The organism is Cohnella zeiphila (genome assembly GCF_014212055.1).
Taxonomy (GTDB): Bacteria; Bacillota; Bacilli; order Paenibacillales; family Paenibacillaceae; genus Cohnella; species Cohnella zeiphila.
This window is the reverse complement of record NZ_JACJVO010000009.1, coordinates 419,380-432,758: the sequence shown is the minus strand read 5'-3', so window position 1 is coordinate 432,758 and position 13,379 is coordinate 419,380. Positions and strand designations below refer to the sequence as shown.

9 protein-coding genes are annotated in these 13,379 nt (G+C 64.7%); 1 reads left to right on the top strand and 8 read right to left on the bottom strand.

What is annotated here, in order from left to right:
- Positions 1-85: 85 nt before the first annotated feature.
- From H7C18_RS09000 to H7C18_RS08975, 6 genes are read right to left on the bottom strand one after another with little or no spacing between them, the layout of a single operon-like run.
- Positions 86-922, bottom strand: a complete 837-nt coding sequence (locus tag H7C18_RS09000) for a helix-turn-helix domain-containing protein (RefSeq protein ID WP_185128686.1) — start codon at positions 920-922, stop codon at positions 86-88.
- A gap of 51 nt (positions 923-973) precedes the next feature.
- On the bottom strand, positions 974-1,162 hold the full coding sequence (locus H7C18_RS08995) for a hypothetical protein (RefSeq protein ID WP_185128685.1): 189 nt from the start codon (positions 1,160-1,162) through the stop codon (positions 974-976).
- The gene (locus H7C18_RS08990) at positions 1,135-1,287 is read right to left on the bottom strand and encodes an NTP transferase domain-containing protein (protein ID WP_202886977.1); all 153 of its coding nucleotides are present in this window, start codon (positions 1,285-1,287) and stop codon (positions 1,135-1,137) included. The genes H7C18_RS08995 and H7C18_RS08990 overlap by 28 nt, the downstream gene beginning before the upstream one ends.
- 45 nt (positions 1,288-1,332) lie before the next feature.
- Positions 1,333-3,459, bottom strand: coding sequence for an assimilatory nitrate reductase catalytic subunit NasC (gene nasC, locus H7C18_RS08985; RefSeq protein ID WP_238357561.1), 2,127 nt, complete (start codon positions 3,457-3,459; stop codon positions 1,333-1,335).
- Positions 3,443-5,794 carry a nitrite reductase large subunit NirB gene (nirB, locus tag H7C18_RS08980; protein WP_185128683.1) on the bottom strand — a complete coding sequence of 784 codons (2,352 nt, stop codon included), beginning with the start codon at positions 5,792-5,794 and terminating at the stop codon, positions 3,443-3,445. The genes nasC and nirB overlap by 17 nt, the downstream gene beginning before the upstream one ends.
- A gap of 54 nt (positions 5,795-5,848) precedes the next feature.
- Complete coding sequence (locus tag H7C18_RS08975) at positions 5,849-7,114, bottom strand: molybdopterin molybdotransferase MoeA (protein WP_185128682.1); 1,266 nt, start codon at positions 7,112-7,114, stop codon at positions 5,849-5,851.
- Between the two features lie 421 nt (positions 7,115-7,535).
- Here H7C18_RS08975 and H7C18_RS08970 point away from each other — a divergent pair, with 421 nt between their 5' ends.
- Complete coding sequence (locus H7C18_RS08970; RefSeq protein WP_185128681.1) at positions 7,536-8,753, top strand: nitrate/nitrite transporter; 1,218 nt, start codon at positions 7,536-7,538, stop codon at positions 8,751-8,753.
- Between the two features lie 70 nt (positions 8,754-8,823).
- Here H7C18_RS08970 and H7C18_RS08965 read toward each other — a convergent pair whose 3' ends face one another.
- Both H7C18_RS08965 and H7C18_RS08960 read right to left on the bottom strand, forming a co-directional pair.
- Positions 8,824-11,208: a glycoside hydrolase family 95 protein gene (locus H7C18_RS08965; protein WP_185128680.1), complete on the bottom strand. Its 2,385-nt coding sequence runs from the start codon at positions 11,206-11,208 to the stop codon at positions 8,824-8,826.
- A 105-nt stretch (positions 11,209-11,313) separates the two neighbouring features.
- On the bottom strand, positions 11,314-13,374 hold the full coding sequence (locus H7C18_RS08960) for a beta-galactosidase (protein ID WP_185128679.1): 2,061 nt from the start codon (positions 13,372-13,374) through the stop codon (positions 11,314-11,316).
- Between the last annotated feature and the right edge of the window lie 5 nt (positions 13,375-13,379).

Below are 13,379 nucleotides of genomic sequence, written 5' to 3'. Positions count from 1 at the left end.
GGTATGTTCATTCTTCTATGATAATGATTTTCATTATCGAATAAAAGAATAAACAATGGAGGGGGCGAATGGGAATAGACAAATCTCAAATACCGGGTGGACGATTTCCCGACTTGTCCCGGAACGAGCTCGGGGAGCGGCCGGTATGGCGGCGGAACAGCCGGCTGAAATAGTGGGCGTCCGCGTAGCCGACGCTCTCTGCGACTTCCGAAACGGCGAGGCTTTGCGAAGCGAGCAGCTCCTTGGCCCTCTCGATCCGGTGGCGAATCAGATAATCGATCGGATAAAGTCCGGCGTATTGGCGGAACAGGTAGGCGAAGCGCTTCGGCTTGATTCCGTGCCTCTCCGCCAAGGAGGCCAGCGTCAGCGGTTCCGCGTAACGCTCATGGATGTGGGAGATCGCGCGCTCGACGGCATCGTTCTCCGCCCCATGACTCCTCTGGCGGGCGCCGGTAAGCGCTTCGTGAAGAACGGCGTAAAACAGCTCCCGCGATTTGAGAGCGGAGAACGCATCCGGCCGGCGGGCGGCTTCATGAAGCTTCAGAAGCGGCTCGACGGCAGGCGGCCGGGTTCCCGCGTCGATCAGAAAGTGCTTGTGGGCGTAAGGCTCCGGCTCAGCCCCCGTTCCCGCAAGAGAGTAGTGCACCAGTACGTATTCGAAGCCGGCAGCGCCGACGGTAAGCGTAAGCTCCGCATCCTTGGCGCCGTGGACGATCTTGCCCGGGGACAGCTCGCAGGAGACGCCGTCGAACGCGAACGCGGCCGAGCCCTGCAGCGCGAACACGAAGCCGGAATGCGGCGTCGGGTGGGCCCGGCTGTGGCCGCCGTATACGCCGGGCTCCAGCGCGGTCCGGTACACCCCTTCGATCGTCAGCGCGGCGCGGGCGAATTGCCCGGCGAGCTCGCCCCAATCGACGTCCAAATCCATCCCCTCCCTGTTCCGATGCCCGCGAAGGCGATATTATCTCAAATGTTATTCTTTTTCGCGGGTGGAGTAAAGAGAGAGGCCCAGCACGCCGCAGATCCGCAGGGCGATGGACTCCGCCTCGTCCCTGCCGTAAACGGGAACGGCCTCCGGCAAGCCGGGAAGGCTTCGATCTTCCGGCAGTTCCGGCCCGAGCACGAAGGCGCAGATTAGCCCGCTGCCGCAGCGTCGGCGCATACCGAACGCATCTGCTCCGCGATGCGAGCGATCATCGGCTTCCCTTCGACCGGAAGCCACGCTTTCGGCGTCCCTCCCATGCGCCGGCCCGCTCCGCCGGCCAGGATCGCTCCGGATAGGTTCATCCCCGTTCCTCCTTCCATTTTCCGGCTCGCCGCTCCGGTCCAGCGCTAAGCCAACGTCTCCAACGCGACCGCGCAGCTTTTGAAATCCGGCATCCGGCAGAACGGGTCCAGCACGGGGTTCGTCACCCGGTTCACGTTCTGCACGCCGCCCCAATGCATCGGGATGAAGACGGTATCCTCGCGGATGTCGGCCGTCAGCCGGCTTCGCACGATCGCTTCGCCCCGGCGGGAGCGAACCCGAACGAGCGCCCCGCCCTCGATACCGAACCGCCTCGCCGCCGCCGGGTGGATATCGATCGTGTTCTCGATCGCCCTCGCCGCAAGAGCCGGGCTTCTGCGGGTTTGAACGCCCGTCAGATAGTGCGGAAGCACCCGCCCGTTCGTCAGCAGCAGCGGAAACTCCGCGTCCGGCTCTTCCTCCGGCGGCAAGCCTTCGACAACCGTCATCGCGGCCCGGCCGCCCTCGTGCGCGAACTTCTCCTCGAACAGGCGGCCGGGTCCGGGCCGGTCCGGAAACGGACAGGGCCAGTAGACGCCCTCTTCCTTCCGCAGCCGGTCATACGTAATTCCGTAATAGTCCGCGATGCCGCCCCTGCTTGCGAGGCGAAGCTCCTCGAAGATCTCCTCCGCCGAACGGAACGGGAACCGTTCTCCTTCCCCGAGCTCCCGCGCCAGCTCGCAGAGTACCTGCCAGTCCTGCTTCGCTTCTCCCGGGGCGGGACGGGCCGCTTCGCGAAGCAGAACCCTCCCTTCGAGATTGGTCAGCGTGCCCGTGCTCTCTAGATAGGCGGCCACCGGTAGGACGAGGTCGGCGAGCTGCGCCGTTTCCGACAGGAACAAATCCGCCACCACGAGAAAATCGAGCCGCCGCATCGCCTCTTCGGCGAGCAGCGCGTTCGGATTCGACACGATCGGATTGGAGCCCATGACGAGCATGGAACGAATGTCTCCCTTGTAGGCGCGCTCGATCATCTCGTAGGCGGATACCCCTTTGCCCGGCAGATCGTCCGGGTCGACCCCCCAGACGCCTGCGACGTAGCGCCGGTCCGCCTCGTTCTCGATCGACCGGTAGCCCGGAAGCTGGTCGGCCTTCTGCCCGTGCTCGCGTCCGCCTTGGCCGTTGCCCTGGCCGGTGATCGCGCCGTATCCGCAGCCGGGCTTGCCGATCTTGCCCGTCATCAGCGCCAGGTTCAGGAAATTGCGGACCGCCAGATGCCCGTCGCGGTGCTGCTCGACGCCGCGGGCGGTGAAGATCATGCCCGTCTCCGCCCGTCCGTACGATAAGGCGGCGCGGCGGATCTCTTCCCCGTCGACGCCGGTCAGGTTCGAGACGGCGTCCAGGTCCTGCCGCTCCGCATGCGCCAGTACCGCCTCCCAGCCGTTCGTCCGGCCTCGGAGGAAATCGAAGTCCACCAGCCCTTCCTCCGCGACGACCTTAAGCAGTCCGTTGACGAGCGCCGCGTCGGTACCCGGGCGGACTTTCAGGTGCAGGTCGGCCAGCTCGGACGTTCCGGTGCTCCGGGGATCGATGACGACGATGAACGCCCCGTTCTCTTTGGCCTTCGTAAAATAAGGCATCAGCGTCGGCTGGCATTCGGCGATATTCGTGCCGGCAAGGATGATGCACTTGGCCAGCGGAATATCCGACAGCCGGTTCGTCAGTCCCCGGTCGATGCCGAACGTCTTGACGCCGGCGGACGCGGCCGCGGACATGCAGAACCGGCCGTTGTAGTCGATATGGCGGGTTCGCAGCGCCACTCTCGCGAATTTGCCGAGCAGGTAGGCCGATTCGTTCGTCAGCGAACCGCCGCCGTACAGCGCGATCGCGTCCGGTCCGGCCGTCTCCTGCAGCTTCGCCCAGCGGCGGCGAATCTCGGCGTAAGCTTCCGGCCACGAGACCGCCGTCCACTCCCCGTCCCGCTTCAGCAGGGGCTGCCGCAGCCGCTCCCGGCTGGCCGCGTGCTGCACCGCGTTCATTCCTTTGACGCACAGCCGGCCTTCGGAAGCCGCATTCATCCGTCCTTCCGTCCGGAACGCCGGCCGGCCTGCCGGACCGCGCTCCTCGGTCACCGTCATCTTGCACTGCACGCTGCAAAAAGGGCATTGCGTCTCCATCCGGATCCGCTCCGGCTTTTCCCCTAACCCTGCTTCCCGTTCAACCGCCGATGCCATAGAGCAGCTCCTCCTTCCGGTTTCCGTTTTCGCCGATCGGGTCCGCGCCGCCGTTCCACTTCATCAGGAGCTCCTCCCGTTCGTCCGGGTCCAGCAGCTTCTCGCGTACGGCCGTCAGGCCGATCCGCTCCAGCCACTTCCAGAGCGGTTCGCCGTAAGCGGCCGAGTCGCGATACAGCTGCAGGCAGGCGGCCGCCGCAGCCATGGCCGCCTTGCCGTCCGGCTCCACCGTCAGCAGCTTCGCCGGCCGCAGGGGCGGTTCCGCGCGTCCGCCCGCATGAAGCTCCCATCCGGCCGGCGCCCGGGCCAGCCCGAGATCGCGCACCGCCAGGCCCGCTTTCTCGCCCAGCGCGGACACGACGGCTACCGTCACGGCGTGGGGCAGCCGCCGCGAGCCGAGCCGACGTTCCAGATCGGCTCCGAGAAGCGACAGCTCCCGTTCGCCCCCGTCCGTCTCCGCGCCGCTGTAAACGCGTGCCGTATGATCCCCGCTCCGGGCGAGCTCCATCGGCACGCCGGCTTCCTCCGCCATTCGGCGGGCGAGCTCCGCCGGCACTTCGGCCAGCTCCAGACGAGCCGCTTCCGTCAGCCGGACGTAAGGGACTCCGTACCGTTCGGCTGCTTCCGCCAAGCTTCGCAGCCGCGCCGCCTCGACCAGGCCGCCCGGCAGTCTCGGCATGAGCGTTACCCGCTCCGCGGTGCGGTCCGCCCCGGCCTTTTCGCCGGAGGCCGCAGCCGTTTCCGCCGAGCCGAGGTAATAGCGGATCGCCGGGCGGCAAGCCGCGCAGCCGCCCTCGCTTCGCCAGCCGAGCGCGCGCATCGCCTGCGCGGCGTTCGCGTACGCGCCGCCGGAGAGCGCCGCCCGGAGAGCCGCGTGGCCAAGGCTCGTGCAGCCGCAGACGGCGGGCTCGGCCGCCGCCTCCCCGCCCGCGCCGGAAGCGGCCAGCCTCAGCACCGCCGCCACCAGCGGCTTGCACCCGCCGCAGGAACCGGACGCCTTCGTCCGGTCGCGAACCTGCTCCACCGTGTTCAAGCCGTGCTCCCTTACCGCCAGCGCGATCGCTCCTTTGCTGACCCCGTTGCAGTTGCACACCGTCTCGTGGTCCGCCATCGCGGCCGCAGCTCCGCCTCCGTCATCCGCTTGCCCGGAAGCGGCCGATCCCTGCAAAACGGCAACGTCCGCCCGGCGCTTCAAATGCCCGAGCAGGACGTTTCCCTCCCCGGTATCTCCGAACAGGACGACGCCGGCGAGCTTGCCCCCGACGGCGGTTAATTTCTTGTACGTGCCGCGAATGCCGTCGTACTGCTGGAACGCGACCTCCGCTTCGCCGTCCTGAACGGACCCGGCCGAGAACACGTCCACGCCCGATACTTTGAGCTGCGCGTAAGGAACGGAGCCGCGGTACGGCGGCGTCTCCCGGCCGCACAGAACCGCCGCGAGCACTTTGCCCTGCTCGTACAGCGGGGCGACGAGACCGTAGACGATGCCGTCGTGTTCGGCGCATTCGCCCACGGCGTACACGTCCGGGACGTTCGTCTCCAGGTAGTCGTTCACCACGAAAGCCCGGTTGACGAACACGCCGGACGACTTGCCCAATTCGACGTTCGGCCGGATGCCGACGGCGACGACGATCAGATCGGTCCGCAGCCGGGTGCCGTCCGAGAACGCCAGCCCTTCGGCCCGCCTGCGTCCGACGATGCGCTCCGTGGTTTTGCCGAGATGGAACCGCATGCCCTGCTCCTCAAGCTCCTTCCGCAGCAAATCCGCCGCCGTCCGGTCAAGCTGCCGGTTCATCAAATAAGGAGCGTTATGGACGACATCCACTTCCATTCCGAGGTTGAGCAGCCCCCGCGCCGCCTCCAGGCCGAGAAGTCCGCCGCCGATGACGGCGGCTCTCCGGAACGTGCCCGCGGCTTCGATCATCGCCCGGCAGTCCGCCAGCGTGCGGAAGGCGATCACGCCCGGCTTGCCCGCGCCGGGAAGCGGCGGAACGAAGGCGGACGAACCCGTCGCGAGCAGCAGCTTGTCGTACCCGATCGACGCGCCGGAAGCCGTCTCCACCCGCTTCTCGTCCGGATCGACGCGCACCGCCCGATCGCCGGCCATCAGCCGAATGCCCCTCTCTTCGTACCATTCCCACGGGTTCAGCACGATGTCGTCGAAGGACGCGTCGCCCTGCAGCACCTTGGACAGCAGGATCCGGTTGTAATTGGGGCTCGGTTCGGCCCCGATGATCGTAATGTCGAAGCGTTCCGGCTCAAGACGATAAATCTCCTCCACGCACCGCACTCCCGCCATTCCGTTGCCGACGACGACCAGCCTCGGTTTCTCCATGATGTCCGCACCGCCTTTTTCTTTCGATAATCGTTTGGATCCGCATGTCCCGAGTCACTGTTCGACCAAGCTGAACCAGCGAACGGTCTGGCCGGCATCCGCGCCGCCGCCGCCCGCAGGCACGACGGCAAGCGCGTCCGCCTCCGCAAAGGCCGCGATATTGCCCGATCGGTCGTTCGCCAGCGGCAGCAAACGCCACTCTCCGTTTTCCATCCAGGCCCGGGAGCGGATGTAGCGCGGATACGGGCAAGGCTTCTCCACGGCGGCCGCCAGCCTGCCCTCCCGCCAATCGTTGCGAGGATTCAGCCTTCCCATCCGGCTCCATACGTACGGCTTGACGAGCAGCTCCAGTCCCGCGAAGCACGCGGACGGATTGCCGGACAGGCTGATCAGCGTTTTCCCGCCTCGGACGTAGGCCGAAGTCGGCGTTCCCGGACGCATTCTCACCTTTTTGAAAAGAGGCTCGGCGCCGGCCGTCTCCGCCGCCCATTTGACATAGTCGTACTTGCCGACGCTGGCCCCGCCCGTCGTTACGACCAGGTCGGCCTCTTCCCATGCCTGCTCCAGGCACCGGCCGATCATCGCCGGATGGTCGGGCATAGGCGGCAGCCGCCGCACGTCCGCGCCGAGCAATCTCAGCTTCGCTTCCGTCATAAACCCGTTCGCCTCGTAGACGCGGCTTGGCGGAAGCGGCCGCCCGGGCAGTTCCAGCTCGTCGCCGATCGGCAGCACGACGACCGACGGCCGCCGGTACACCGCCGCCCGGTCGATGCCGAAAGACGCAAGCACGGCGATCTCCTTCGCGCCGAGCGCCGTTCCCCGCTTCAGCAGCACCGCTCCGGCCGCGCAGTCCTCGCCCGCTTCGGCGATATGCCGCCCCGACGGAGCCGGGCGGTCCAGCCGGACGAACGGCCGCATGCCCTCCTCGTACCGGACGACCGTCTCCTGCATCACGACGGAATCGAACGCCTCCGGGACGGGCGAGCCGGTGAATACCCGAACCGCGCTTCCTTTTTCCGGCGGAGCCGGGAACCATGCCTTCTCTCCGGCCCTCACTTCCGCCGCCACCGTCAGCCGGACCGGCCGCTCCGGCGACGCCTCCGCCGTGTCCGCCGCGCGGACGGCATACCCGTCCATTGCCGCCCGGCGGAACGGAGGGATCGGAATCGGGCTCGCGCAGTCCTGCGCGAGGTATCGGCCCGCCGCTTCCGGCAGCGGCACCGTTTCCGCCGACAAATCGCCCGCTTGCCGGCACAGCCTCTCTACAGCATCCTCCACCGTGGCCGCAAGCGCCGCTTCCGCTTCTTGTATCGCCGCCATCGGTTCACCCCCCATCGTCTCATGGCCGAAAACAACAGCAGAAGCCCGCCCCATCGCTCTCTGCATGGGTACGGGCTTCATTGCCGCTGATCGGGCACCGCGCTGTGCCGCTCCTATTCGGTATGATATCAGAATACGGAATTTCTTCTATCGCGTCAATATTTATAACACAATAATGCGATCCCGTTTGTAAAACTTCACGATTTGTTTACTGTCGATTTTGTAGAGTTATATATATTGACATGAACTTTACAGAGAATCTATAATCAGCTTGGGTTCACAATGACGTGACCGAAACAATACCGGAGGGCACATGGTCGTGCCTCCGTCGGCATCGTAGCCGCACTTCTCCCCCGGGGAGAAGTGCGGCTTCTTGGTTTTTCTGATAAGGAAGATCCGAACGGGAGGAGTCGATCATTCAATGAACAAACAAAGCTTCTGGCAAAGCGGACACAGGCCGACCCTATTCAGCGCATTCCTCTATTTTGACATGAGCTTCATGATTTGGGGGCTGATCGGGCCGCTGGCCGTCATCATTATGCAAGATTACCCGATGGACGCGGTGCAAAAAGCGAACCTCGTGGCGCTTCCCGTACTGGGCGGCTCGGTGCTTCGCCTCGTGTTCGGGTCGCTCGCCGACTATATCGGCCCGAAGAGGACGGGGCAGATCGGTATGCTCGCCACGACGATCCCGCTCGTGTGGGGCTGGCAATTCGTGCATTCCCTCGATCAGCTGTACGTCGTCGCCCTGCTGCTCGGCATCGCCGGCGCTTCGTTTGCCGCCGCGCTGCCGCTGGCCAGCCAATGGTACCCGAAGGAGCACCAGGGACTGGCGATGGGCATCGCCGGAGCCGGCAACAGCGGGACCGTGTTCTCCACCCTGTTCGCCAACCGCATCGCGCAGCACTTCGGCAGTTGGGAGGTCGTGTTCGGCCTTGCGCTTATCCCGATTCTGACGGTGTTCGTCCTGTTCTCGATCTTCGCCAAGAACAGTCCGAACCGTCCCGAGCGCAAAACGCTGAGCCATTATTCGAAAGTTCTCCGCCAGCGCGACGCTTGGCTGTTCTGCGCCTTTTACAGCGTCACCTTCGGCGGATTCGTGGGCATGTCCAACTACCTGACGATCTTCTTCAACGCGCAATACGGCCTCTCGGCCGTTCATGCGGCCGACTTCACGACGGTGTGCGTCATTGCGGGCAGCTTCTTCCGTCCGATCGGCGGCTTCCTGGCGGATCGGGTCGGCGGCGTCCGGATGCTGTGCATTCTGTATGCCGGAGCTTGCCTCATGCTGGCCGGCGTCTCCACGCTGCCGCCGCTTGCCCTCGTCATCGCCCTGCTGTTCATCGGCATGATGTGCCTCGGAGCGGGGAACGGCTCGGTGTTCCAGCTCGTTCCGCAGCGCTTCGGCCAAGAGATGGGCATTATGACCGGCATCGTCGGCGCGGCCGGAGGCTTGGGCGGATACGCGCTTCCGCTCATCCTCGGCAGCCTGTACAAGTCGACGGGCACATACACGTACGGTTTTCTTATCTTGAGCGGCATCGCTCTCGTCTGCGTCCTGCTGCTGCTGGCGGTTCAAGGCGCCTGGAAACGCTCGTGGAACCGGCAGGCGGACGTGGCCGGGCAGGCTTCCGCCTGACTGCGGCGATACTTCGTATCAAGAAAGGGCATCCCGACCGGCGTTTCGGCCGGTACGGGATGCCCTTTGCTCAAAAGCTCGTAATCTCGCAGGTGTCGCCCGCCAAAGTCGCGAACGCGATGACTCCACCGGACGAACGCTCAAACTCGGTATCCGGCAGGTTGGCCGGTCTGACCGGCGTGCGGCAGCGCACGCGGCACGTTCCGCCAAGCGTCGAACGGATTCGCGCGCGGGTCAGGCGCCCCTCGGCCCATTCCATCTCCACCTCGAAGCCGCCGCGCGCGCGCAGCCCCGCGATTTTCCCGGACGGCCAAGCTTCGGGAAGCGCCGGGAGCAAATGGAGCTCTCCGTCGTGGCTTTGCAGAAGAAGCTCGGCCATACCCGCCGTCGCGCCGTAATTCGCCTCCAGGGTGGTCGGATAGAAGACCAGCTTCGGATGGCGATGGGCGTTCAGCAGGTTGGGGAACGGATTTTTCAGCAGCTTCGTCAAATACCGGTGCGCCGTCTCCCCGTCTTCTAATCTCGCATACAGGTTGATCAACCAGGCAAAGCACCAGCCGATCGTATCTTCCCCTTCGTAGCGGGCGCGCCGTTCCAGCGTCACCCGGCACGCCTGCGCCAAGTCCGGCTGCCCGCGTGGCGTGATCTCGCGCCCCGGATGCAAGCCGTACAGGTGCGCCGTATGCCGGTGTCCCGGCTCCGCCTCCTCGAAGTCTTCCAGCCATTCTTGCAGCTGGCCGTGGCGGCCGATTCGCGGCGGAGGCAGCTTGGCCCGCGCCTCCTCGAGCGAGCGGCGGAACGCGTCGTCGATGCCCAGGATATGGCTCGCCTCGATACAATGGCCGAACAGCTCCCGGATCATCGTCAAATCCATCGTCGACCCCATCGTCACGGCGGCTTTCCGGCCGTCCGGTCCGATGAAGGAGTTCTCCGGCGAGGTGGACGGATTCGTGACCAAGCGGCCTTGGCCGTCCTCGACCAGCCAATCGAGACAGAATTGCGCCGCGCCTTTCATGAGCGGATAAGCCCGTTCGGCCAGAAAGGTTCGGTCGCCGCCAAACAAGTAATGCTCCCACAGGTGCCGGCAGAGCCACGGACCGGCCATCGGCCAGAACGCCCAGCTTGCCGAGCCTTTCGTCGGCCCGCCGGAAGGCGTCGCCGACCGCCACAGATCGATCCCATGGTGGGACACCCATCCTCCGCAATCGTAATGGACTTTCGCGGTTCGGGCTCCGGTGACGGCAAGTTCCCCGATCATGTCGAACAGCGGGGTATGGAACTCGCTCAGGTTGCACGTCTCCGCCGGCCAGTAATTCATCTGAACGTTGATGTTGGCGGTATAATTGCATGTCCACGGCGGCCGGGTCATCCCGTTCCAGATGCCCTGCAGCGTCGCGGGCTGGGTACCCGGGCGGGAGCTTGAGATGAGAAGGTAGCGGCCGTATTGGAAAAAAAGCGCCGCGAGCTGCTCGTCGGCGCCGCCCGCCGCCAGCGCGGCGATCCGCTCGTCGGTCGGCAGGTCGCTGCGGCCCGGTGCTTCGAGCTCAAACGTCACCCGTTCGAAATAACGCCGATACTCTTTCGCGTGGCGGCTGCGCAATTCCGCGTACGGGATCTGAACCGCTTCGGAGAGCCGGCTTCGGCATGTCTCTCCGGGATCTTTGCCTTCTTTGACCGGATCTTTGTCAAAACCGTTGTAGCTGGTTGCGGCCGTCAACAGAAAAGTGACCCGGTCCGCGTCCCGAACGACGATCCGGCCGCCGTGCGTCTCCAGCCGGCCTCCCTTATTGAGCGCCTGCAAATGAACTTCGAACTTCATCCCCTCGCCGTTCCGGTACCGCACCGTTTCGTCCGCTTGAATGAAATTCGGCTCGACGTGATCGGGCGCCTGTCCGGCAAGAACGAGGCCGTCGTTGTCCTTCGGCCCGACCCGGTACGTCAGCGGGCTGTTCAGAGCGGCTTCGAGACTGAGCTTGCCCGGCCGGTCCGCCGTCAGCCGCACGACCATGACCTGATCTTCGGCGGAAACGAACGTTTCGCGCGTATAAACCACGCCTCGATGCGAATAACGAACCCGGCAGACGGCCTCGTTCAGGTCGAGTTCGCGCCGGTAATCCCGGGCGTCTTCTCCATGGCCGAGCTCGATCTCCAGGTGGCCCATGCTCTGGTACGATTCGTTCCACGGGCCGAGCATGCGATGCTCGATCAGCTTCTGAGCCTCCGCATACTCGCCGCGAAAGACCAAGTCGCGCGCCTGCCGCAAATACCGCAACGCTTCCGCATTGTTGCCGTCGGTCGGGCGGCCGGACCATAACGTATCTTCGTTCAGCTGGATCCGCTCCCGCTTGATTCCTCCGTAGACCATGCCGCCCAGACGTCCGTTGCCGATCGGCAGCGCCTCTTCCCACTCCGCCGCCGGCCGGCGGTACCAGAGCGTCGAATTCGCTCGGTCCATCTCTTTTACCTCCTCCACGCAGCCGTTATCGTCACCCGCAACCGTTATCGTCAGCCGAAGGCTGATGGATCGGTTGTCGGCTGCCGCTTCTCAAACTCTGGCGACCTATTCGGACGCCGTCCCGACGGCGCTTTCCAAGATGAGCACGTCCTTCGGCCCGATCGTGACCGCGCCGCTCAATATCCGGCCGCTGAGCAGCTCGGTCCGCTCGCCGGCGCCGAGATCGACCGCCGCGTCGGCTTCGTTGTGATTCAGCACGAACAGAAACTGCCGGTCGCCCTTCGCGCGCCGGGCGACCTCCACGCCGGGAACGGGAGCCAGCAGCGGTTCGATGCCGCGAAGCGCGCACAGGCTGCCGGTCAGATCGCTTAGAAAATCGGCATCCGGGCTGCTCGCCACGTACCACGCTTCCCCCTTGCCGAAGCGGTTGCGTGTCAATACCGGCGTTCCCCGGTAAAAATCGTCGCCGTACTCCGCCACGATCTCGGCCCCTTCCGCATGCAGCAGATCGCACAGCAGGCCGCACTCGTAGTCGCCTTTTAATGAGCCGAACGGCTGCTTCATCGCGATGCGGTTGCGTTGGTCGGGGAACAGGGAGTCGATCTCCTCGACCCAAATGCCCAGCAGCTTCCGCAGCTCTCCAGGGTAACCGCCGGTCGTCGCCAGATCGCTCTCGTTCACGATGCCGCTGAAAAACGTCGTCACGAAAGTTCCGCCGGCTTCGACGAACCGTTCCAGCTTTTCCGCCACCCCCGGCTTGACCATATACAGCACCGGCGCGACAAGGATGGAATAGCGGCTCCAGTCCGCATCCGCGGCGACCAGATCGACCGGAATGTTTTGCTCGTAAAAGGCATCGTAATACTTCTGCATTTCGTTCAAATACTTCAGGCCGGCGCTCGGACCGCTGGAGTGCTCGATCGCCCACCAATTTTCCCAATCGAACAGCAGGCCGACCCGGGATTCCGTGCGCGCCCCGAGCAGCTTGCCGCCCAGCTTTTTCAGCTCGCCCCCAAGCTCGGCGCATTCGCGGAAGACCCGCGTATTTTCATGTCCGGCATGATCGATCATCGCGCCGTGGAATTTCTCGAACGCCCCGACGGAGCGCCGCATCTGGAAGAACAAAATCGTGTCGGCCCCGCGCGCGACCGCCTGGTAGCTCCACAAGCGCATGACGCCGGGACGCTTGAGCGCGTTGTAAGGCTTCCAGTTCAGCTGGCTCGGGCTTTGCTCCATCAGCATGTAAGGATCGCCGTTCTTGAGTCCGCGCATCAGATCGTGGCGCATCGCGACGATGCTCGTCGGCATGTCGTTCGTCGGATAGCAGTCGAGCGCGGCCACGTCGAGATGAGGGGCCCATTTGAAATAATCGAGCGGTTTGTAGGCGCCGTTGCTCTGGAAATTCGTCGTGACGACCGCATCGGGAATAATCGCACGGATCGCCCGGCGTTCGTCCAGGTAACAGTCGAGGACGCTGTCCGACATGAACCGGTCGTAGTCCAGCGAGATGCCTTGGAACGCCGTTTTGTCGACGTCGTTCGGATCCAGATGCTCGCTGAGAAGGCTCGGCAGCACGATCTCGTCCCAGCTGTAGAACGTATGGCCCCAGAAGCGGGCGTTCCACGCCGCGTTCAGCGTATCCAGCGTGCCGTAGCGGCGCTTCAGCCAAACCCGGAACGCCTTCTCGCAGTTGTCGCAATAGCAGCGCAGCCCGTACTCGTTGTTGACATGCCAGACGAGCAGCGCCGGATGGTCCTTGTACCGCTCCGCCAGCTTGCCCGCCATCCGGGCCGCGTACGTCCGGTACGTCGGACTGTTCGGACACGAATTGTGCCGTCTGCCGAATTTCTTTTTGCGGCCTTCGAAATCGACCGTCAGCACGTCCGGATACCGCGTCGCCATCCAGGCCGGATGCGCCGCGGTGGAGGTGGCGAGGCAGGCCCATATGCCGTTCTCGTGCAGCATGTCCATGACTTCGTCCAGCCAGTCGAAGCGGTACGTATTCTCGTCCGGCTGGTTGAGCGCCCAGGAGAAGACGTTGACCGTCGCGATGTCGACGCCGGCCCGCTCGAACAGCCGCATGTCCTCCCGCCAAATGTCCTTGGACCACTGCTCGGGATTGTAATCGCCGCCGTAGAGGATTTTATCGACTTTCTTGTTGAACAATCCGT